Here is a 21353-nt window from a genome sequence, read left to right as displayed (position 1 = left end):
CGTCACGGCTTCAACTGCGCGCAATAATCCTGGGGCGGCTGAGCCGCGGTATACCAGACATAGTCCGCCGCAGCGGCATTCACCTCGCGGCCCTGCTCCGCTAGCAACAGCACCATTGCCTCCTGATGTGGTTCAAGATCAGCCAGGTGCAAGGGCACGCCCAGGTCCTTGCGCGCATGAAAGGCTCCGGCAAACAACACCGCAGGAGTGGGAGCCGCCAGCAGGCGTTCGGCCATGCGCCTGTCCCTTTGCTGCTGCACCGCCAGCATGGCCGGCAGTTGGCTTGCAGGCAGCAGGCCACAATGGGATTCGCGAATTTGCTCCGACAGGGCCTCGATCACCACTCCAGCGTTACTTCGCTTGCCAGACAATTCAGGCGCCCGGGCATAGATTCCACGCACCTCCTGACGATCCAGATTGGCCGCCAGCAATGGATAAGGCTGCTTCAGCGCATACCCCAGCAATGGGCCATAGAGGCTCCAGTCCCAGCCCGGCTGCCAGGCGAGCAGATTCGGCAAGCCATCCGGCAAGCGCTGCCCGGTGAGCGAGCGCTTGAGTCCGTCGACTCTTGGCTGTTGATCCGGATTGAGCATCTCCAATAACAGGCTGCTCTGAGGACGCTGCACCGCCAGCGAACGCAGAAGCCACAACTGCAAGGCGTGATGATCGGCATTGTCATGCTGTTCACCGACTATCAACCGTGGCGCCTGGGCCAGGCGCTGCACCAACGCCAACGGGGTCAAGACCTCGCCACTGCGCAGGTCGATGATAGTGCCGGTATCCTGTGCCAGCGGCGGCGGCAACACTCCCGGCTTGCTCTGACACGCCGCCAGCAGCAGGCTCAGCAACACCACGAAAAAGCGCATGGGCATCTCCACAGTCCAATCAGCGAGCGATGATCAAGGGGTGCCCGCGTTCGGGATGCTGCTGCACCAGGACTTCCAGGCCAAACACCGCCTGCAGGGGCTCAGGACGCAACACCTGCTCCGGCGTCCCCAGCGAATGCTGGCGCCCGCCCTCGAGCAGCAGCACCCGATCACAGTAGCGCGCCGCCAGATTCAGGTCATGGAGGATGATCAACACCGCCACACCACGCTCGGCGAATGCGCGAACCGCCTGCAAGGTAATGTGCTGGTGCAGCGGATCGAGGGCGGAAGTGGGCTCGTCCAGCAACAGACTGTGCCCGGGCTGGCCCGGCCACAATTGCGCCAGGACCCGCGCCAGGTGTACCCGTTGCCGCTCGCCACCAGACAATGCCAGATAGCTGCACCCCCACAGATGCGCGACGTCGGCCGCCTCCAGAGCGGCGTGCACTATCGCTTCGTCGTGGGCCCGACCGCTCTGGTGCGGCAAACGCCCCAGCCCCACCACTTCTTCAGCGCGAAAGGCAAAATCCAGGCTCGACGACTGCGGCAATACCGCCAGACGTTGTGCCCGCAGCGCACCTTCCCAGCCCGCCAACTCCTGGTCATCCAGGGACACCCGCCCCTGATGGACCGCCAACTCGCCACTCAAGGCCCCGAGCAGGCTGCTTTTGCCGGCGCCATTGGGCCCCAGCACGCCCAATACTTGCCCGGGCAGCAATTGCAGATCGATGCCCGCCAGGACTTCTTTGCCCGCACGCCGCACATGCAGATTCTCGACTCGCAACATCAGGCACGTCCTCGCAGCAGCAGGTACAGAAAGAACGGCGCACCGATAAAAGCCGTGACAATGCCGATGGGTAACTCGGCCGGCGCCAGTGCCAGGCGTGCCACCAGGTCCGCCAGCAGCAGCAAGCTGGCCCCAGCCAGGATCGAGGCTGGCAGCAGGGTCCGATGATCCGGCCCCGACAGCAGTCGTACCAGATGCGGCACCACCAGGCCGACAAAACCAATCATCCCCGCCGCAGCCACCGCCGCCCCCACTCCCAGGGCGGTACAGAACACCAGCTCACGCTTGAGCCCTTCCACATCCACCCCCAGGTGCCGGGCTTCGGACTCCCCCAGCAGCAAGGCATTCAAGTCCTTGGCCCGGCGCGGCAGCCACAGCGCCACCGCAGCCGTCACCAGCAGCAGCGGCCACAGACGCTGATAGCTGGCGCCGTTGAGGCTGCCCAGGTTCCAGAAGGTCAAGGTGCGCAAGGTGGCGTCGTCCGCCAGATAGGTAAACAGACCCACCGCGGAACTGGCCAGGGCCGTCAGGGCAATACCCGCCAGCAACATGGTCGCCACATGGGTCTGGCCATTGCGCCGCCCCAGGCGATAAACCAGGGCGGTAACCCCCAGGCCACCAAGAAAGGCACACAGCGACAACAAGTAGGGGCCAACGGCTTCCGGCAGGCCACCGAACATCGAACCACCCACAATGGCGATGGCCGCGCCCAGTGCCGCTCCGCTGGAAACCCCTACCAACCCGGGGTCGGCCAGGGGATTGCGAAACAAGCCCTGCATGGCCACGCCGGACAGGGCCAGAACTCCGCCCACCGCCAAACCGAGTAAGGTTCGTGGCAAGCGGATCTGACCAAGAATCAGTTCCGCCTGCTCCAGCCCCTGGCCATCGATAGGCAGACCGAGCAGACGCAACGACGCGCGCAAGGTATCCAGCAGTGGCAGGCTGACCGGCCCCAGCGCCAAGGACAGCCAGATAGCCAGGAGACACAGCCCTCCCAGCCCGATAAACAGCGTTCGCGGCTTGATCAAGCGACTCATTGGGCCGGTGTGGCCTGAGGATAGAAGGCTGTCGCCAGGTGTTTCAGGCTATCGGGCAAACGCGGCCCAAGCCCCCCCACCAACAGGGTCGGGTCCAGTTCCACCACGCGCCCGGATTTGGCCGCCGCGGTGGACGCCAGCACCGGGTTTTCCTTGAACAATGCAGCCCGGGCCACATCACCGGTAAGACTGCGATCGGAGAACACCAGTACCTGAGGGTTCAAGCCAGCCAGGGCCTCCACCGAAAATGGCTTGTAGCCGCTGTGGGTCGCCAGGTTGCGGCCACCGGCCTGCTGCAACAGCCAGTCGGCAGCGGTGTCCTTGCCGGCAATCAACGGCTTGCCCCCCGCATGCCCGAGCACCAGCAGCACACCCGGCGCCGCCTGCTGCTTTTGCGCTTGGCCAACCCAGGCCCGCTGTTGCTCCAATTGCTGCTGATACCCCTGGAACAGCTGCTCTGCCTGGTCTTTACGGTCCAGCAATAGCCCCAGGTGTTGCAAGGTGCCATGCAAGGTCGGCAGGTCGGCCTGGGCGGAAAACAGCTCGACCCGGACCCCGGCACTGCGAATCTGCGACAGCACCGGCGGCGGCCCCATTTCCTCAGTCCCCACCAGCACCTGCGGCCGCAGGCTGAGCACGCCCTCTGCCGACAGCTGGCGCTGATAACCGATGCTGGGCAAGGCCTTGAGCGACGCTGGATGCTGGCTGGTAGTATCGACCCCCACCAGTTTCGACTCGGCCCCCAAAGCACTGACCCATTCGGACAAGGCCCCACCGGCACTGACCCAGCGCTGCGGCAACTCATCGGCGGTGGCCCACTGGCTCACCAGCAATCCGGCACAGAAGGCAATGGCGCTGGTACTCAGGCGCATAAAAGGATTTCCTTTATAGAAGTGGGGCCCGCAAAGCGGCTGCCCATGTGACATGCCGGGCAGGCCAGGCATCGAAAGGAGCAAGCGCCCCATGCCGGGCGAAGCAGCCATTTGATAATTGTTTGCATTTAGCCGTCAAGCGTCGACATGTTTCATCCGGCTGCCGGAAAAACCCCGACAGGCCTGATCCAGAGCCGTCGAACCAAGAGGATAGCCATGAAGTTTCTTTGTGCCGGCGAGGACCTGCCCGAGGCGGGTAGCCGGGGTTTCCAGCTTGAGGGCATCAAGTTGTTTGCCGTGCGCCGTGAGCGCCAGGCCTATGTGTATGCCAATCGCTGCCCGCACCGTGGCGTGGCCCTGGAGTGGCAACCGCACCAGTTCCTCGATCCCAGCGCCAGCCTGATCCAGTGCGCCACCCATGGCGCACTGTTCCTGATCGAGAGCGGCGAATGCGTGGCCGGACCTTGTGCCGGCCAGTTCCTCGAGGCCATCGACTGTCGTGAAGACCCTCAGGGAATCTGGGTCGATCTCTGACTGTCGAACAACACCTCAAGACGCCGTTCGACACAGACCTCCTGCGCATTCAGCCGTACGCCATAGGCCAGCACCTCGACACCGGCCGCCCGTGCTTCGCGCAAGGCCGCGGCATAACCCGGGTCGATTTCCTCGGCCGGCCGTACCGCCTCGATGCCCGTGAGATTGACGCAATACAGTTGCACCGCACGCACGCCCTCACGGGCCAGGTTCGCCAGCTCACGCAAATGCTTGGCCCCGCGCTGGGTCACCGCATCGGGAAACGCTGCCACCGCCGAGCCGGTGAAGCCCAGGGTGACGCTTTTGACTTCGACATAAGCCGGGCCCTCGGGGTAGTCCAGGCGAAAGTCAATGCGACTGTTCTCCTGCCCATAAGGCACCTCGCGCTTGAGGCCGGTGAACCCGGCCAGTTCGGCAATCAAGCCGGCGCGCAGTGCCTCCTCGATCAGGCCATTGGCCCGCGCAGTGTTAACGCAGGCCAACCGTCCTTGTGGGGTTTCACTGATTTCCCAGGTGCCCGGCAACTTGCGCTTGGGGTCATTGGAGCGGCTGAACCAGACCTGCCCACCCTCGACCATGCAATTGAACATGGAACCGGTGTTGGGGCAGTGAATGGTCAACAGTTCGCCATCCAGGGTTTCGATATCGGCCAGAAAGCGCTTGTAGCGACGCAACAGGCGCCCTTCCTCCAGGGGCGGATCGAAGCGCATCAGCCTTGCCAGCTCTTCAGGCCGCGGGCGATACGCTCCACCGCTTGCTGCAAGCGCTCCAGGCTCTGGGTGTAGGCAAAGCGCACATGGTGGCCGGCCTGATGGCGACCGAAATCCAGGCCAGGGGTGAAGGCCAGGTGCTCGGTTTCCAGGAAGTGCCGGCAGAAGGCGAAGGCGTCACCGCCAAAGGCGCTGATATCGGCGTACAGATAGAACGCTCCCTCAGGCTCCACGGCGATGCCAAAACCCAGCTCGCGCAGGGCTGGTAGCAGGAAATCCCGGCGCCGACCGAATTCGGCGCGACGCTCTTCCAGCAGGCTGATGGTGTCTGGTTCGAAACAGGCCAGGGCAGCGTATTGAGCCATGCTTGGCGCGCTGATGTAGAGATTCTGCGCCAGTTTTTCCAGCTCGCTCACCGCCCCTTCGGGGGCTACGAGCCAACCCAGGCGCCAGCCGGTCATGCCGAAATATTTGGAGAAACTGTTGAGGACAAAGGCACTGTCATCGACTTCCAGCACGCTGGCCGCGTCGATGCCGTACGTCAGGCCGTGGTAGATCTCGTCCACCACCAGATGCCCGTTACGCGCCTTGACCGCAGCGGACAGAGCCGCCAGTTCATCGCGGCTGAGCACCGTGCCAGTAGGGTTCGCCGGAGAGGCCACCAAGGCCCCGACACTGTCCTGATCCCAATAGCGCTCCACCAGGTCCGGAGTCAGCTGATAGCGCACATCGGGGCCGACCGGCACCAATTGCGCAGCACCTTCCACCAGCCTCAGGAAATGCCGGTTGCACGGGTAACCCGGGTCCGCCAGCAGCCAATGCTTGCCCGGGTCCACCAGCAGGCTGCTGGTCAGCAGCAACGCGCCGGAACCGCCCGGGGTGATCATCACTCGTTCAGGGTCGATATCCAGGCCATAGCGCTGCCGATAGAAACCGGAGATCGCCCCACGCAGCTCGGGAATGCCCCGTGCGGCGGTGTACCGAGTCTTGCCGGCACTCAATGCGGCCTGCCCAGCCTTGATGATCGGCTCGGCGGTGGTGAAGTCCGGCTCGCCGATCTCCAGGTGAATCACGTCATGCCCGGCGGCTTGCAACTCATTGGCCCGGGCCAGCAGCGCCATGACATGGAAAGGTTCGATAGCGCGGCTACGCGCACTGTAGGGCAGAGCCATTGGCCTTCCTTTATTGTTCGAGGGAGCAAAGAACTGATTCTACCCATCCGCCAAAGCCCGGGAGAACCCAAGCCTTCACAAAGGGTCTGTAGTCTTGCGCCAACCGGCGTAAACAGAAACCGCAGATTTGACTAAAATCAAAGATTGAACAGACCGATCAACAAGCCATATCAGACTTTTCCCCGTTATGCGGACTGTGCAGCGCCCAGGCTCGACAACCGGGAGTAGCGCGCTCTGGTTTGATCTGGTAAGTTCGCCCGCTTGCAGCCGCAGGGCCGGCAAGTTGTCGGAGATGGAGCAATCCTGCGCAATGGATTACAAGAGTAGAGGCGGTCCATTCATGCCCACCCAAGCAAAGCAACAGATTCAATCGATCAGCGGTTTTGAACCTTATGTTGAGACTGCGGGCGAAGAGTACATGGGCAAGCCCATGCGCGAGCACTTCACCAAGATCCTGAACAAGTGGAAACAGGACTTGATGCAGGAAGTCGACCGCACTGTAGATCACATGAAGGACGAAGCCGCCAACTTCCCCGACCCGGCCGACCGGGCCAGCCAGGAGGAAGAGTTCAGCCTTGAACTGCGTGCCCGTGATCGTGAGCGCAAGTTGATCAAGAAGATCGACAAGACCCTGCAACTGATCGAAGACGAAGAATACGGCTGGTGTGAATCCTGTGGCGTCGAAATCGGTATCCGTCGCCTGGAAGCCCGCCCTACCGCCGACATGTGCGTCGACTGCAAGACCCTGGCGGAAATCAAGGAAAAACAAGTCGGCAAGTAATCGCCGGCTGTACCCGAAACGGAGCGTACCCACGCTCCGTTTTCGTTTCTGCAATATTCTCCCGGCAGGCCTGATCCTGCTGCTGATGACGCCCCCAGGCGCCATCGCCACCCTGGCACCAGACGACATAGCACCCGCCCCATGACCGCCTCCAATCGCTCTCCCTATATCGGGCGCTTCGCCCCCACCCCCAGCGGCCACCTGCATTTCGGTTCACTGGTGGCGGCCCTCGCCTCCTACCTCGATGCCCGCGCCGTTGGCGGCCGCTGGCTGCTGCGCATGGAGGACCTGGACCCGCCCCGGGAAGAACCCGGTGCCCAGGCAGCGATTCTCAAGGCCCTGGAGAGCTACGGTTTCGAATGGGATGGCGAGATGGTGCGCCAGAGCGATCGTCACGACGCCTACGCCGAGGTACTCAATCGCCTGTTCAACCAGGGGCTGGCCTATGCCTGCACCTGCTCGCGCAAGCAACTGGAGTCCTATCACGGCATCTATCCTGGCTTGTGCCGCAACCTCGGCCACGCCCAGACCGACGCCGCGATCCGCCTACGGGTGCCGGAGCTCGAGTACCGCTTCAACGACCGAGTGCAAGGCGAGTATCGCCAGCACCTGGGGCGCGAAGTCGGGGACTTTGTGATCCGTCGCCGCGATGGCCTGTATGCCTATCAGTTGGCAGTGGTGCTCGACGATGCCTGGCAGGGCATCAGCGATATCGTCCGCGGCGCCGACCTGCTGGACTCCACGCCACGCCAGCTGTACCTGCAGGAACTGCTGGGCCTGCCCCAGCCACGCTACCTGCATGTGCCGCTGATCACCCAACCGGACGGTCACAAGCTGGGCAAGTCGTACCGCTCGCCGCCCCTGACCGAGGATCAGGCACCGCCGCTGTTGCTGCGCGCGTTGCGAGCACTGGGCCAGCAACCGGACAGCGCACTCGATAGCGCCAGCGTGGCAGAGATCATGAACTGGGCCATCGCACACTGGGATGCCACACTGATTCCCCGCACATTGAGCGTGCCGGAAGCGCAATTGAACTGACGCCACTTGCAGCTTGGCGCCCATCCGTTACCATCGCCGCACGTTTTCGGGCACGCACATAAAAAAGAGAGGCCGAGATGTACATTTATCGCTTGGTCCTGCTCCTGGTAGTGGGGATCTACCTGTTCTCCCCCGCCATCATGGATTGGTGGATCGACGCTACGGGCGCCTGGTATCGCCCGTATCTGCTCTGGCTGATTCTGATCGTCGTGACCTTCATCCTGCAGAGCCAAAAAGATGCCGATGAGCTTTAGCCTGACCCAGATGATCCTGATCAGCGCCGCCTATTTGCTGGTGCTGTTCGGGGTGGCCTGGATCAGCGAGCGCGGCATGATCCCGCGCTCGATCATTCGCCACCCCCTGACCTACACCCTGTCGCTGGGTGTCTATGCCAGTGCCTGGGCCTTTTACGGCACCGTGGGCCTGGCCTATCAGTATGGCTACGGCTTTCTCTCCAGCTACCTGGGGGTTTCCGGGGCCTTCCTGCTGGCGCCGGTGCTGCTGTATCCGATCCTCAAGATCACCCGCACCTACCAGCTGTCATCCCTGGCGGATCTGTTCGCCTTCCGCTTCCGCAGTACCTGGGCCGGAGCCCTGACCACCATTTTCATGCTGGTGGGCGTGCTGCCGCTGCTGGCTTTGCAGATCCAGGCCGTGGCCGATTCCATCGGCATCCTTACCCTGGAGCCGGTGCAACATCGAGTGGCATTGAGCTTCTGCGCGCTGATCACCCTGTTCACCATCTTCTTCGGCTCACGACATATCGCCACCCGGGAGAAACATGAGGGCCTGGTATTCGCCATTGCCTTCGAGTCGGTGATCAAGCTGATCGCCATCGGCGGAGTCGGCCTGTATGCGCTGTACGGCGTGTTCGACGGCCCGCAACAACTGGAGCTCTGGCTGCTGCAGAACCAGACGGCCCTCGCCGCGCTGCATACGCCGCTGCAGGAAGGCCCCTGGCGCACCCTGCTGCTGGTGTTCTTCGCGTCGGCGATCGTGATGCCGCACATGTATCACATGACCTTTACCGAGAACCTCAACCCCCGCGCCCTGGTCAGCGCCAGCTGGGGGCTGCCGCTGTTCCTGCTGCTGATGAGCCTGGCGGTGCCGCTGATTCTCTGGGCCGGGCTCAAGCTCGGCGCCACCACCAACCCGGAATACTTCACCCTGGGCATCGGCATCGCCGCCAATAGCCCGGCCCTGGCGCTGCTGGCCTATGTGGGGGGGCTGTCGGCGGCCAGCGGCCTGATCATCGTCACCACCCTGGCGCTCTCGGGCATGGCCCTGAACCACCTGGTGCTGCCGCTCTATCAGCCGCCGGCCGAAGGCAATATCTACCGCTGGCTGAAATGGACCCGGCGCGCCCTGATCGTCGCCATCATCATGGCCGGCTATGCCTTCTACCTGCTGCTGGGGGCAGAACAGGACCTGGCCAACCTGGGGATCGTCGCCTTCGTCGCCACCCTGCAGTTCCTGCCCGGGGTGCTTTCGGTGCTGTACTGGCCGACCGCCAATCGCCGCGGCTTCATCGCCGGGCTGCTGGCAGGGATCCTGGTGTGGCTGGTGACCATGCTGCTGCCGCTGATCGGTAACCTGCAGGGGTTCTATATCCCACTGCTGAACATGATCTACGTCCTCGACGACACCAGCTGGCACATGGCGGCCATCGCCTCGCTGGCGGCCAACGTGCTGATGTTCACCCTGATTTCGCTGTTCACCAACGCCAGCTCCGAAGAAGCCAGCGCCGCCGAAGCCTGTGCCGTGGACAACGTGCGCCGCCCGCAACGCCGGGAGCTGCATGCCGCATCTCCCCAGGAATTCGCCACCCAGTTGGCCAAGCCGCTTGGGGCCAAGGCCGCGCAGAAGGAAGTGGAGCAGGCCCTGCGCGACCTCTACCTGCCCTTCGACGAACGCCGGCCCTATGCCCTGCGCCGCCTGCGCGACCGGATCGAGGCCAACCTCTCGGGCCTGATGGGCCCCAGCGTGGCCCAGGACATGGTGGAAACCTTCCTGCCCTATAAGGCTGGCGGCGAAAACTACGTCACCGAGGACATCCACTTCATCGAAAGCCGGTTGGAGGACTACCACTCACGCCTGACCGGCCTGGCCGCCGAACTCGACGCCCTGCGCCGCTACCACCGGCAAACCCTGCAGGAACTGCCGATGGGGGTTTGCTCCCTGGCCAAGGACCAGGAAATCCTCATGTGGAACAAGGCCATGGAGGAACTGACCGGCATCCCTGCGCAGCATGTGGTGGGATCGCGCCTGAGCACCATCGCCAATCCGTGGAAGGACCTGTTGCAAGGCTTCATCAATCTGCCGGACGAACACCTGCACAAGCAGCACCTGGCCCTGGATGGCCAGACTCGCTGGCTGAACCTGCACAAGGCGGCGATCGACGAACCCCTGGCGCCGGGCAACAGCGGCCTGGTACTGCTGGTGGAGGACTTGACCGAAACCCAGACCCTGGAAGACAAGCTGGTGCATTCCGAACGCCTGGCCAGCATCGGCCGCCTGGCAGCCGGGGTGGCCCACGAGATCGGCAACCCGATCACCGGCATCGCCTGCCTGGCGCAGAACCTGCGGGAAGAACGCGAGGAAGACGGCGAACTCACGGAAATCAGCGAGCAGATCCTCGAACAGACCAAGCGCGTGTCACGTATCGTCCAGTCCTTGATGAGCTTTGCCCATGCCGGCAGCCATCAGCACAACGACGAAGCGGTGTGCCTGGCCGAGGTGGCCCAGGACGCCATTGGCCTCTTGGCCCTGAACCGACGCAATTTCGAAGTGCAGTTCTTCAACCTGTGCGACCCCGACCACTGGGTCGACGGTGATCCGCAGCGCCTCGCCCAGGTGCTGATCAACCTGCTATCCAATGCCCGCGACGCCTCCCCTCCCGGCAGCGCGGTACGCGTCAAGAGCGAGGCTTTCGAGCACACGGTCGACTTGATCGTGGAAGACGAAGGCAGCGGCATTCCCAAGAGCATCATGGACCGATTGTTCGAACCGTTTTTCACCACCAAGGATCCAGGGGAAGGCACAGGTCTGGGCCTTGCACTGGTCTATTCCATCGTTGAAGAGCATTATGGACAAATCACCATCGACAGCCCGGCCGATCCACAAAGCCAACGCGGCACCCGTATCCGGGTGACTTTGCCGCGTCATGTCGAAGCGACGTCCGCTGTGAACTGAGACCGTCGAGAGAATTGAATCAATGCCGCATATTCTGATCGTCGAAGACGAAACCATCATCCGCTCCGCACTGCGCCGCCTGCTGGAGCGCAACCAGTACCAGGTCAGCGAAGCCGGCTCAGTACAGGAAGCCCAGGAACGCTTCAGCATCCCCACATTCGACCTGATCGTCAGTGACCTGCGTTTGCCAGGCGCCCCGGGTACCGAGCTGATCAAGCTCGGCCAGGGCACGCCGGTGCTGATCATGACCAGCTACGCCAGCCTGCGCTCCGCCGTGGATTCGATGAAGATGGGCGCGGTGGACTACATCGCCAAGCCTTTCGACCACGACGAGATGCTCCAGGCCGTGGCACGTATCCTGCGGGATCGGCAAAGTGCCGAAAGCAACCCGGTGGAACGCCCGGCAGGCAAGGCCGGAGCGGCTGCAGACAAGGCCGGGGCCAATAACAGCAACGGCGAAATCGGCATCATCGGTTCCTGCGCGCCGATGCAGGACCTGTACGGCAAGATCCGCAAGGTGGCGCCCACGGATTCAAATGTTCTGATCCAGGGCGAGTCGGGTACCGGTAAGGAACTGGTGGCCCGGGCTCTGCACAATCTTTCCAAGCGCGCCAAGGCACCGATGATCTCGGTGAACTGTGCGGCCATTCCGGAAACCCTGATCGAATCCGAACTCTTCGGCCACGAAAAAGGCGCCTTTACCGGTGCCAGTGCCGGTCGTGCCGGCCTGGTGGAAGCAGCCGACGGTGGCACGCTGTTCCTCGACGAAATCGGCGAACTGCCCCTGGAGGCCCAGGCACGCCTGCTGCGCGTGCTGCAGGAAGGCGAGATTCGCCGTGTTGGCTCAGTGCAGTCGCAGAAAGTCGATGTGCGCCTGATCGCCGCCACCCACCGCGACCTCAAGAGCCTGTCGAAGATCGGCCAGTTCCGCGAAGACCTGTACTACCGCCTGCATGTGATCGCCCTGAAGCTGCCGGCCCTGCGCGAACGTGGCGCCGACGTCAATGAAATCGCCAATGCCTTCCTTGCCCGCCAGAGTGCGCGAGTCGGTCGCTCCGACCTGAAGTTCGCCAGCGACGCCGAGCAGGCCATTCGTCATTACTCCTGGCCAGGCAACGTGCGTGAACTGGAGAACGCCGTCGAGCGCGCGGTGATTCTGTGCGAAAGCCCGGAAATATCTGCCGACCTGCTGGGCATCGACATCGAGCTGAGCGACCTGGAGGATGACGACTTCGTCAGCCTCACGCCACAGACCGCCCCCACCAGCCACGAACCTACCGAAGACCTGTCCCTGGAAGACTACTTCCAGCATTTCGTTCTCGAGCACCAGGACCACATGACCGAGACCGAACTGGCGCGCAAGCTGGGCGTCAGCCGTAAATGCCTGTGGGAGCGCCGCCAGCGCCTGGGGATCCCGCGGCGCAAGAGCGGGGTAGCCAGCGAAAGCTGAACCAGCGCTGACTAGAGTGTGGGTAACACTCGACTTTGTGAAAAAAACTGTTACCTGTGTAATTGGACGTAACAAAAGCCGGGGCTAAAGGTAACGAAGCCCCGGTTTTTTTTCGCCTGAAAAACACCCCGCACCACGCCTAACCCCTTGTTTTATTGGGGTTCGCAAAAGTTGGCACGACACCTGCTATATGTCTGGTACAAGAACAATAACAAACGATGCACAAGACAATAAAAATAAGACGAATCGACTCACGCATAACAAAAACAACACGGCGGAGGCGCAGCTAACTGATTCTTTTGGAGAGGCGTTGTATTTGGGGCGTGCCCCACAACCAGGCCGAGAACAACAAAAACTGCCCTAAGGCAGAGCCTGAACTGGTTGGATCGAAAGGTCATTGCAACTCAGCGATCAAAGCAATCCGTTTGCTCTTGGCTCCCGATTGGGAGGGTCATCTCGGGTAAACCAGGTGACAAGGGCGTTAAACAAAAACAAGAAGCCCGAAACCAATAATAAAAATAGAGCACGCAACTATTCTGGGGGAGCTTCGGCTCCCCTTGTGGTTTTCGCCGTATGGGTTTTCCCTTCAGGCTCTCAAGCCAGCCCAGGCAAATCGCGGCTTGGAACGAACCTACACAACTCGCGGCAGCTTCCTACACCATCCTTCGACTAAATGCTAGAATCCCGGCCCATCATGCGGTCATTCTTCGTTTTGGCCGAACATTCCTTCAAACAGTGCATCCCATGCTGAAGAAGCTGTTCCAGTCATTCCGTTCTCCCTTGCGTCGTACGCAACACAAACGCAGCACGCCTGAAGTGCTCAATAGCAGCCAGCATTCGCTGCAACGCGCCCAATTCAGTCGCTATGCGGTGAATATCGTCGAGCGCCTGCAGAACGCCGGCTACCAGGCCTATCTGGTAGGTGGCTGCGTGCGCGACATGCTGCTCAATATCACCCCCAAGGATTTCGACGTTGCCACCAGTGCCACGCCGGAGCAGGTCCGAGCTGAATTTCGTAACGCACGAATCATCGGACGCCGCTTCAAGCTGGTGCATATCCATTTCGGCCGCGAAATCATCGAAGTCGCGACCTTCCGCGCCAATCACCCGCAAAGCGAAGACGACGAAGACAGCAACCAGTCGTCGCGCAATGAAAGCGGGCGCATCCTGCGCGACAACGTCTACGGCACCCTGGAAGAAGACGCACAACGCCGCGACTTCACCATCAATGCCCTGTACTACGACCCGGTCAGCGAACGCATCCTGGACTACGCCAACGGCGTACATGACATTCGCAACAACCTGATTCGCCTGATCGGCGACCCGCGCCAGCGCTACCAGGAAGACCCGGTGCGGATGCTGCGCGCCGTGCGCTTTGCGGCGAAACTGAATTTCGGCATCGAAAAGCACACCGCGGCACCAATCCGCGAACTGGCACCCATGCTGCGGGAAATCCCTTCGGCACGCCTGTTCGAGGAAGTGCTCAAACTGTTCCTCTCCGGCTATGCGGCCGACACCTTCGAAATGCTGGTGGACCTGCAGCTGTTCGATCCCCTGTTCCCGGCCAGCGCCAATGCCCTGGAGCACAACCCGACCTACACCCATACGCTGATCAGCGAAGCCCTGATCAACACCGACCTGCGCATCAAGCAGAACAAACCGGTGACCCCGGCCTTCCTGTTTGCCGCCCTGCTCTGGCCGGCCCTGCCAGCCCGCGTGCTGCGCCTGCAGGAACGTGGCATGCCACCGATTCCGGCCATGCAGGAAGCCGCTCACGAGCTGATCGCCGAGCAGTGCCAGCGCATCGCGATTCCCAAGCGTTTCACCATGCCGATCCGCGAGATCTGGGACATGCAAGAACGCCTGCCGCGGCGTAGCGGCAAGCGCGCCGACCAGTTGCTGGACAACCCGCGCTTCCGCGCCGGCTATGACTTCTTGCTGTTGCGTGAAAGCGCCGGCGAGCAGACCGATGGCCTGGGCGAATGGTGGACCGACTATCAGGACGCCAACGACAGCGAACGCCGGGAAATGATCCGCGACCTGAGCGGCAAGGAAGACGCCAGCGGCGCACCACGCAAACGCCGCCGCAGTGGTGGCTCCAAGCGCAAGCGGGCCGGCGGCGCCAGCTTCTCGGGCGAGTGATAGATGGAACGTATCTACATCGGCCTGGGCAGCAACCTGGCAACTCCTGAAGAACAACTGCGCAGCGCCATCGAGGCCCTCGCGCAGTTGCCCGCCAGCCGGCTGCACGGCGTCTCGGCCTTCTACCAAAGCGATTCCCTGCTGCCTGGCCAGCCACGCTTCACCAACGCCGTGGCGGCACTGGACAGCGAGCTGGAACCACTGGTGCTGCTCGACGCCCTGCAAGCCATCGAAAAGCAGCAAGGACGCGAGCGCAAAGAGCGCTGGGGCCCGCGCACCCTGGACTTGGACATCCTGCTGTTCGGTGATCGGCTGATCGACGAGCCGCGCCTCAAGGTCCCGCACTACCACATGCACGCCCGGCCCTTTGTCCTCTACCCGCTGGCGGAACTGGCCCCAGGCCAATTGCAGCTGGCCGATGGTCGCAGCCTCGCAGAATTGCTCGCCGCCTGCCCATTTGTCGGCCTGGAACGCCTGGCCTGACCGCTGAAACGCATCAGTAACGGCGGTAACACTCCCGGCGTAACAAGGCGGTAACACATCTAATTGACTTCCCGAGTCCTCATCACGACTATAGGCGTCCCGTTGCCGCCATCACGGCGTTAAAGGGCGCAATTCAAGTGAGGCTTGTTCGCGTCGCCCCCAGGAAACGCCAGGCAAAGGCGCTTGTGCAACAGCGATGACCCTCGCTGGTACACCACCGCTTCAGGGCACAGAATGATCTGCCCGGTGCCGTCTGGGTGATTCCCGGCAACGCTTTCAAATCGCTTGGAACCAGGCTGTATAAGCACGACAAAAGACCGTGCGCCTGAATAACGAAGAATCACGCGCGTTACTCGCAGTAGTTTCCAAAGCGCCTGAAATGAGGACCCCTTTTCATGCCAGACATCACTCTGACCACCCTGCAAGGCCTCAAGCAAAAGGGTGAGAAAATCACCATGCTGACCTGCTACGACGCCACCTTCGCCCACACCTGCTGCGAAGCCGGTGTCGAAGTCCTGCTGGTCGGCGACTCCCTGGGCATGGTGTTGCAAGGGCACGACAGCACGCTGCCGGTCAGCAACGCCGACATGGCCTATCACGTAGCGGCGGTCAAGCGCGGCAACAGCGGGGCACTGATCCTCGCCGACCTGCCCTTCATGTCCTACGCCACCGCCGAACAGGCGCTGAGCAGCTCGGCCCAGCTGATGCAGGCCGGTGCGCACATGGTCAAGATCGAAGGCGCGGCCTGGCTGGCCGAGTCGGTACGCCTGCTGAACGAACGCGGTGTGCCGGTTTGCGTGCACATGGGCCTGACCCCACAGACCGTGAACGTGCTCGGCGGCTACAAGGTCCAGGGCCGCAACGAAAGCCAGGCCCGGCAGATGCGCGCCGACGCCATCGCCCTGGAACAGGCCGGCGCCGCCATGCTGCTGCTCGAATGCGTGCCCAGCGAACTGGCGGCGGAAATCACCCAGGCGGTGAAGATCCCGGTGATCGGCATCGGCGCCGGCAGCGCCACCGATGGCCAGGTACTGGTGCTGCACGACATGCTCGGGTTGTCCCTCAGCGGCCGCTCGCCGAAGTTCGTGAAGAACTTCATGGCCGGCAAGGACAGCATCCAGGCCGCCCTGAGCGCCTATGTCAGCGAAGTCAAAGCCGTTACCTTCCCAGGCGCCGAACACGGGTTCTCTGCATGAATACAGTCAAGACCGTACGCGAATTGCGCGCTGCGGTAGCCCGCGCCCGCAGCGAAGGCAAGCGGATCGGCTTCGTGCCCACCATGGGCAACCTGCACAGCGGTCACGCCGCGCTGGTGGCCAAGGCCGCCCAGCGCGTCGACTTCGTGGTGGCCAGTATCTTCGTCAATCCGTTGCAGTTCGGTGCCGGAGAAGACCTGGACAAATACCCCCGCACCCTGGCTGCCGACCAGGAGAAGCTGCTCGAGGCCGGCTGCAACCTGCTGTTCGCCCCCAGCGTCGAGGAAATGTACCCCGAGGGCATGGCCGGGCAGACCCGGGTCAGCGTGCCACAACTCTCCGAGGGCCTATGTGGCGCCAGTCGTCCCGGGCACTTCGAGGGCGTGGCCACTGTGGTCAGCAAGCTGTTCAACATGGTCCAGCCCGATCTCGCGGTATTCGGCCAGAAGGACTATCAGCAACTGGCAGTCATCCGCGCCATGGTGCATGACCTGAACATGCCGATCCAGATCATCGGCGAGCCGACGGTGCGGGCTGCCGATGGCCTGGCCCTGTCCTCGCGCAATGGCTACCTGAGCGAGCAGCAACGTGCCATTGCCCCGGTGCTGTACCGCAGCCTGAGCCAGATCGCCCAAGCCATCCGCGATGGCGATCGCGACTATCCACAACTGCTGGCCACGCATCTACAGCAGCTCGAGGCCGTCGGCCTACGTCGGGACTACCTGGAAATCCGCCACGCGCGAACCCTGCGCCCTGCCACTGCCGAGGACCGCGACTTGGTGATTCTGGTGGCCGCCTACCTGGGCACCACCCGCCTCATCGACAACCTGCATCTGGACCTCGACGCAGCAGCCTGAACAGCTGATTGCCGGAACTCGAACCTTCGGGCAAACTGCCGCCGGCCGGGGCCTGCAGCCAATACTGCAGGCCCTGTTCGAGGATCCGCACAGGGGCTTTTGCATGCAAGCCGCGAGGTTCAAGATGCAGTCGCATCGCTCCACGTCCAGACACCCCCTGCGCTGGCATAAGCAGCATGGAGCTGCCCTCGGGCAAGCATAGGAATCCGCATCAACTCGCCTGAGCCCAACCTCGTTTATTCTTACTCAAGCCCCATAACGTTCTGCCTGGCCGCACGGGTACAAAATAGTACCGGCCACAGGTCGGACAAAGCCAAGACAGAACAGCACACTGAGGTTACTGTATTGCCCCTGACAGATTAATCGAATCAGCATAGGGCTGAACGAACGGGGCTCCCAGGAGCCACGCAGGACGTTCCGGGCTTTTCAGTGTCCCAAAGGCAGTTCAAGTAAAAGGAAAACCGCAGCGATGGCGTACTACCGCACTCCTCACGACGTTACCGCTCTGCCTGCCTGGCAAGCGTTGCAAGACCATCGCCAAGCCATGCAGGATTTCAGCATGCGCGAGGCCTTCAATGCCGATCCACAGCGCTTCAGCCAATTCACCCTGAGCAGCTGCGGACTGTTTCTCGACTACTCCAAAAACCTGATCACCGGCCAGACCCGCGACCTGCTGGTCAACCTGGCGAAGGAAGTGGGCCTGGCCGACGCCATCAAGTCGATGATGAGCGGCGAGCTGGTCAACGCCTCCGAAGGTCGCCCAGCCCTGCATACCGCCCTGCGCCGCCCGGTTGGCGACAAGCTGTCGGTGAACGGCGTCAACGTGATGCCGGAAGTGCACAAGGTACTGAACCAGATCACCGAGCTGGTGGGCCGCATCCATGACGGCCTGTGGCGCGGCTACACCGAGAAACCCATCACCGACGTGGTCAACATCGGTATCGGCGGTTCCTTCCTCGGTCCGGAGCTGGTCTCCGAAGCCCTGCTGTCCTACACCCATAAAGGCGTGCGCTGCCATTACCTGGCCAATATCGACGGCAGCGAATTCCATGAGCTTTCGGCGAAGATCCGCGCTGAAACCACGCTTTTCATCGTTTCTTCCAAGTCTTTCAATACCCTCGAAACCCTGAAGAACGCCCAGGCGGCGCGCGCCTGGTACCTGGCCCAGGGCGGCTCCGAGGCTGAACTGCATCGCCACTTCATCGCGGTGTCGAGCAACAATGCTGCGGCCGTGGCCTTCGGTATCCGTGAAGAGAACATCTTCCCGATGTGGGACTGGGTCGGCGGGCGCTACTCCCTGTGGTCCGCCATCGGCCTGCCGATCGCCCTGGCCATCGGCATGTCCAACTTCAAGGAGCTGCTGTCCGGGGCCTACACCATGGACCAGCATTTCCAGAGCGCGCCGTTCGAGCAGAACATGCCGGTGCTGCTGGCCCTGCTGGGTGTGTGGTACGGCAATTTCTGGGGCGCGCAGAGCCACGCGATCCTGCCGTACGACCATTACCTGCGCAACATCACCAAGCACCTGCAACAGCTGGATATGGAATCCAACGGCAAGAGCGTGCGCCAGGACGGCACCCCGGTGTCCACCGACACCGGCCCAGTGATCTGGGGCGGCGTGGGTTGCAACGGCCAGCACGCCTACCACCAGTTGCTGCACCAGGGCACCCAGCTGATCCCGGCCGACTTCATCGTGCCGATCGTCAGCTTCAACCCGGTGGCCGACCATCATCAATGGCTGTACGCCAACTGCCTGTCCCAGAGCCAGGCGCTGATGCTGGGCAAGACCCGCGCCGAAGCCGAGAGCGAACTGCGGGACAAGGGCCTGAGCGACGCCGAAGTGCTAAGGCTCGCGCCGCACAAGGTGATCCCCGGCAACCGTCCGAGCAACACCCTGGTGGTGGAACGCATCAGCCCACGGCGTCTCGGCGCCCTGGTGGCGCTGTACGAGCACAAGGTATTCGTGCAGAGCGTGATCTGGGGTATCAACGCCTTCGACCAATGGGGCGTGGAACTGGGCAAGGAGCTGGGCAAGGGCGTCTACAACCGCCTGACCGGCAGCGATGAAACCCAGGCCGACGATGCCTCGACCCAAGGCCTGATCAACTACTTCCGCGGCCGTCACCGCGGCTGATCCAGCCTTTCCCTCCCGGGAGCCGGTCCATCGGCTCCCCTCGGGGCCTCGCCCCCTGCCCCTTGAACCTTCCTGACACTTGTGCGCACCCTTATGGCTTGTCGCAAAACAAGAATAAGGAACCGTCATGTTCGATATCAGCACTTTTCCCAAAGCCGATGCCGTCCGCCGGGCGGCACAAATGAGTCAGGACGACTACCAACACCTCTACCGCCAGTCCATCGAGCAACCGAATGCATTCTGGGCCGAACAGGCCAGGCGCTTCCTGAACTGGAGCAGCCCCTGGGACAGCGTGCACAGCCACGACATGCGCACCGGCGAGGCCCGCTGGTTCAGCGGCGGCCAGCTCAACGTGAGCTACAACTGCATCGATCGTCATCTGGAAAAACGCGGCGATCAGGCGGCGATCATCTGGGAAGGTGACAACCCGAACGACTCGACCCGCATCAGCTACCGCGAGCTCCACGAGCGGGTCTGTCGCCTGGCCAACGTGCTGAAAAACCGCGGGGTGAAGAAAGGCGACCGGGTCTGCATCTACATGCCGATGATTCCCGAAGTGGCCTACGCCATGCTCGCCTGCACCCGCATCGGTGCCATCCACTCGGTGGTGTTCGGCGGTTTCTCCCCCGAGGCCCTGCGCGACCGCATCCTCAACGCCGACTGCCGCACGGTGATCACTGCCGACGAAGGCGTGCGTGGCGGCAAGCAGGTCCCGTTGAAGAACAACGTCGACAAGGCCCTGCTCAGTTGCCCGGATGTCGGCAGCGTGGTGGTGGTCAAGCGCAGCGGCAACCCGGTGAACTGGGTGCAGGGACGCGATATCGACTACCAGCAGGCCGTGACCACCGCCAGCAGCGACTGCGCCCCCGAAGCCATGGACGCCGAAGACCCGCTGTTCATCCTCTACACCTCCGGCAGCACCGGTAAACCCAAGGGCGTGCTGCACACCACGGGCGGCTACCTGCTGCAAGCGGCCATGACCTTCAAGTACGTGCTGGACTACCGCGACGGCGAAGTCTTCTGGTGCACCGCCGACGTCGGCTGGGTCACCGGCCACAGCTACATCCTCTACGGCCCGCTGGCCAACGGCGCCACCACCCTGATGTTCGAAGGCGTGCCCAACTACCCCAACACCTCGCGCTTCTGGGAGGTGGTGGACAAGCACCAGGTGAATATTTTCTACACCGCGCCCACCGCCCTGCGAGCCCTGATGCGTGAAGGCCACGAACCGGTGCAGCGCACCTCGCGCGCCAGCCTGCGCCTGCTGGGCAGCGTCGGCGAGCCGATCAACCCGGAAGCCTGGGAATGGTATTTCAATGTGGTGGGCGAGCAGCGCTGCCCAATCGTCGATACCTGGTGGCAGACCGAAACCGGCGGCATCATGCTCAGCCCCCTGGTCAGCGCCCAGCAGGTCAAGCCCGGCTGCGCCTCGACCCCGATGTTTGGCGTACAACCCGTGCTGCTGGACGACCAGGGTCAGGAAATCCACGGCCCCGGCAGCGGTATCCTGGCGATCAAGTCCAGTTGGCCGGCGCAGATCCGCAGCGTTTACGGCGATCCGCAACGCATGCTCGAAACCTACTTCGCGCCCTACCCCGGCTACTACTTCACCGGTGATGGCGCGCGCCGCGACGAGGACGGCAGCTACTGGATCACCGGACGCATCGACGACGTGATCAACGTTTCCGGGCACCGCATCGGCACCGCCGAGGTGGAAAGCGCCCTGGTGCTCCACGACCAGATCGCCGAGGCAGCGGTGGTGGGCTACCCCCACGACCTCAAGGGCCAGGGCATCTATGCCTTTGTCACGCCGATGCAGGGCGTGGAACCCGACGAGTCGCTGAAGCAGGAACTGCTGGCCCTGGTCAGCCGCGAGATCGGCAGCTTTGCCAAACCGGAACTGATCCAGTGGGCGCCGGCCTTGCCGAAAACCCGCTCCGGCAAGATCATGCGGCGTATCCTGCGTAAGATCGCCTGCAACGAGCTGGATAGCCTGGGCGACACCTCGACTCTGGCCGACCCCAGCGTGGTGGAGGGCCTGATCGCCAAGCGCCTGATCCCTTGAAACCGGCGCGGCCCCGGCCGCGCCCCTTTTTCGAAGC

Annotated in this window: 18 protein-coding genes; 12 read left to right on the top strand and 6 right to left on the bottom strand. The window is 62.7% G+C overall.

The window, feature by feature from the left end:
• Positions 1-2: 2 nt before the first annotated feature.
• The 4 genes from J4P02_RS17610 to J4P02_RS17595 are packed head-to-tail and all read right to left on the bottom strand — an operon-like array spanning position 3 to position 3562.
• Complete coding sequence (locus J4P02_RS17610) at positions 3-866, bottom strand: ChaN family lipoprotein (protein WP_426192494.1); 864 nt, start codon at positions 864-866, stop codon at positions 3-5.
• 19 nt (positions 867-885) lie between these two features.
• Positions 886-1653 carry a heme ABC transporter ATP-binding protein gene (locus J4P02_RS17605; RefSeq protein ID WP_426192492.1) on the bottom strand — a complete coding sequence of 256 codons (768 nt, stop codon included), beginning with the start codon at positions 1651-1653 and terminating at the stop codon, positions 886-888.
• Positions 1653-2690, bottom strand: a complete 1038-nt coding sequence (locus tag J4P02_RS17600) for a FecCD family ABC transporter permease (protein ID WP_426192490.1) — start codon at positions 2688-2690, stop codon at positions 1653-1655. Before J4P02_RS17600 ends, J4P02_RS17605 begins: the two co-directional genes overlap by 1 nt.
• Complete coding sequence (locus J4P02_RS17595) at positions 2687-3562, bottom strand: heme/hemin ABC transporter substrate-binding protein (RefSeq protein ID WP_426192488.1); 876 nt, start codon at positions 3560-3562, stop codon at positions 2687-2689. The genes J4P02_RS17600 and J4P02_RS17595 overlap by 4 nt, the downstream gene beginning before the upstream one ends.
• Before the next feature lie 216 nt (positions 3563-3778).
• Between J4P02_RS17595 and J4P02_RS17590 the strand changes: the two genes are divergently transcribed.
• On the top strand, positions 3779-4096 hold the full coding sequence (locus J4P02_RS17590) for a Rieske (2Fe-2S) protein (protein ID WP_426192486.1): 318 nt from the start codon (positions 3779-3781) through the stop codon (positions 4094-4096).
• Here J4P02_RS17590 and sfsA read toward each other — a convergent pair.
• Positions 4072-4806, bottom strand: coding sequence for a DNA/RNA nuclease SfsA (sfsA, locus tag J4P02_RS17585; protein ID WP_426192484.1), 735 nt, complete (start codon positions 4804-4806; stop codon positions 4072-4074). The genes J4P02_RS17590 and sfsA overlap by 25 nt on opposite strands.
• Positions 4806-5978 (bottom strand): pyridoxal phosphate-dependent aminotransferase, encoded by a 1173-nt coding sequence (locus J4P02_RS17580; protein ID WP_426192482.1) that lies wholly within the window; start codon positions 5976-5978, stop codon positions 4806-4808. The genes sfsA and J4P02_RS17580 overlap by 1 nt, the downstream gene beginning before the upstream one ends.
• A gap of 340 nt (positions 5979-6318) precedes the next feature.
• Between J4P02_RS17580 and dksA the strand changes: the two genes are divergently transcribed.
• The 11 genes from dksA (at position 6319) to acs (ending at position 21316) form a co-directional block, all read left to right on the top strand.
• A complete protein-coding gene (dksA, locus tag J4P02_RS17575; protein WP_011063504.1) occupies positions 6319-6759 on the top strand; it encodes an RNA polymerase-binding protein DksA in 441 nt (146 codons plus the stop codon).
• Positions 6760-6900: 141 nt separating this feature from the next.
• Positions 6901-7797, top strand: coding sequence for a tRNA glutamyl-Q(34) synthetase GluQRS (gene gluQRS / locus J4P02_RS17570; protein ID WP_426192480.1), 897 nt, complete (start codon positions 6901-6903; stop codon positions 7795-7797).
• A 77-nt stretch (positions 7798-7874) separates the two neighbouring features.
• Positions 7875-8051 (top strand): hypothetical protein, encoded by a 177-nt coding sequence (locus tag J4P02_RS17565; protein ID WP_003176118.1) that lies wholly within the window; start codon positions 7875-7877, stop codon positions 8049-8051.
• Positions 8035-10989, top strand: coding sequence for a sensor histidine kinase (locus J4P02_RS17560; RefSeq protein WP_426192478.1), 2955 nt, complete (start codon positions 8035-8037; stop codon positions 10987-10989). Before J4P02_RS17565 ends, J4P02_RS17560 begins: the two co-directional genes overlap by 17 nt.
• A 22-nt stretch (positions 10990-11011) precedes the next feature.
• Entirely contained in the window at positions 11012-12439 is a 1428-nt protein-coding gene (locus J4P02_RS17555) for a sigma-54-dependent transcriptional regulator (protein WP_426192476.1), read from the top strand.
• 744 nt (positions 12440-13183) lie between these two features.
• Positions 13184-14581 (top strand): polynucleotide adenylyltransferase PcnB, encoded by a 1398-nt coding sequence (locus J4P02_RS17550; RefSeq protein WP_426192474.1) that lies wholly within the window; start codon positions 13184-13186, stop codon positions 14579-14581.
• 3 nt (positions 14582-14584) lie between these two features.
• The gene (gene folK, locus J4P02_RS17545) at positions 14585-15064 is read left to right on the top strand and encodes a 2-amino-4-hydroxy-6-hydroxymethyldihydropteridine diphosphokinase (protein WP_426192472.1); all 480 of its coding nucleotides are present in this window, start codon (positions 14585-14587) and stop codon (positions 15062-15064) included.
• A 395-nt stretch (positions 15065-15459) separates the two neighbouring features.
• Positions 15460-16260 carry a 3-methyl-2-oxobutanoate hydroxymethyltransferase gene (gene panB / locus J4P02_RS17540; RefSeq protein ID WP_426192470.1) on the top strand — a complete coding sequence of 267 codons (801 nt, stop codon included), beginning with the start codon at positions 15460-15462 and terminating at the stop codon, positions 16258-16260.
• The gene (gene panC, locus J4P02_RS17535) at positions 16257-17117 is read left to right on the top strand and encodes a pantoate--beta-alanine ligase (RefSeq protein WP_426192468.1); all 861 of its coding nucleotides are present in this window, start codon (positions 16257-16259) and stop codon (positions 17115-17117) included. Before panB ends, panC begins: the two co-directional genes overlap by 4 nt.
• 469 nt (positions 17118-17586) lie before the next feature.
• Complete coding sequence (pgi, locus tag J4P02_RS17530; RefSeq protein WP_426192466.1) at positions 17587-19251, top strand: glucose-6-phosphate isomerase; 1665 nt, start codon at positions 17587-17589, stop codon at positions 19249-19251.
• A 127-nt stretch (positions 19252-19378) separates the two neighbouring features.
• Complete coding sequence (gene acs, locus J4P02_RS17525) at positions 19379-21316, top strand: acetate--CoA ligase (protein ID WP_426192464.1); 1938 nt, start codon at positions 19379-19381, stop codon at positions 21314-21316.
• Positions 21317-21353 lie beyond the last annotated feature (37 nt).

Origin of the sequence: Pseudomonas sp. NFXW11, assembly GCF_049887815.1 — a bacterium.
In the GTDB taxonomy this organism is placed as follows: Bacteria; Pseudomonadota; Gammaproteobacteria; order Pseudomonadales; family Pseudomonadaceae; genus Aquipseudomonas.
This window is presented reverse-complemented; position numbering and strand designations above follow the sequence as displayed.

Bases quoted from the DNA above. Each gene is read 5' to 3' on its own strand.
- J4P02_RS17610 (WP_426192494.1), bottom strand. From the start codon at position 866: ATGCGCTTTTTCGTGGTGTTGCTGAGCCTGCTGCTGGCGGCGTGTCAG.
- J4P02_RS17605 (WP_426192492.1), bottom strand. From the start codon at position 1,653: ATGTTGCGAGTCGAGAATCTGCATGTGCGGCGTGCGGGCAAAGAAGTC.
- J4P02_RS17600 (WP_426192490.1), bottom strand. From the start codon at position 2,690: ATGAGTCGCTTGATCAAGCCGCGAACGCTGTTTATCGGGCTGGGAGGG.
- J4P02_RS17595 (WP_426192488.1), bottom strand. From the start codon at position 3,562: ATGCGCCTGAGTACCAGCGCCATTGCCTTCTGTGCCGGATTGCTGGTG.
- J4P02_RS17590 (WP_426192486.1), top strand. From the start codon at position 3,779: ATGAAGTTTCTTTGTGCCGGCGAGGACCTGCCCGAGGCGGGTAGCCGG.
- sfsA (WP_426192484.1), bottom strand. From the start codon at position 4,806: ATGCGCTTCGATCCGCCCCTGGAGGAAGGGCGCCTGTTGCGTCGCTAC.
- J4P02_RS17580 (WP_426192482.1), bottom strand. From the start codon at position 5,978: ATGGCTCTGCCCTACAGTGCGCGTAGCCGCGCTATCGAACCTTTCCAT.
- dksA (WP_011063504.1), top strand. From the start codon at position 6,319: ATGCCCACCCAAGCAAAGCAACAGATTCAATCGATCAGCGGTTTTGAA.
- gluQRS (WP_426192480.1), top strand. From the start codon at position 6,901: ATGACCGCCTCCAATCGCTCTCCCTATATCGGGCGCTTCGCCCCCACC.
- J4P02_RS17565 (WP_003176118.1), top strand. From the start codon at position 7,875: ATGTACATTTATCGCTTGGTCCTGCTCCTGGTAGTGGGGATCTACCTG.
- J4P02_RS17560 (WP_426192478.1), top strand. From the start codon at position 8,035: ATGCCGATGAGCTTTAGCCTGACCCAGATGATCCTGATCAGCGCCGCC.
- J4P02_RS17555 (WP_426192476.1), top strand. From the start codon at position 11,012: ATGCCGCATATTCTGATCGTCGAAGACGAAACCATCATCCGCTCCGCA.
- J4P02_RS17550 (WP_426192474.1), top strand. From the start codon at position 13,184: ATGCTGAAGAAGCTGTTCCAGTCATTCCGTTCTCCCTTGCGTCGTACG.
- folK (WP_426192472.1), top strand. From the start codon at position 14,585: ATGGAACGTATCTACATCGGCCTGGGCAGCAACCTGGCAACTCCTGAA.
- panB (WP_426192470.1), top strand. From the start codon at position 15,460: ATGCCAGACATCACTCTGACCACCCTGCAAGGCCTCAAGCAAAAGGGT.
- panC (WP_426192468.1), top strand. From the start codon at position 16,257: ATGAATACAGTCAAGACCGTACGCGAATTGCGCGCTGCGGTAGCCCGC.
- pgi (WP_426192466.1), top strand. From the start codon at position 17,587: ATGGCGTACTACCGCACTCCTCACGACGTTACCGCTCTGCCTGCCTGG.
- acs (WP_426192464.1), top strand. From the start codon at position 19,379: ATGTTCGATATCAGCACTTTTCCCAAAGCCGATGCCGTCCGCCGGGCG.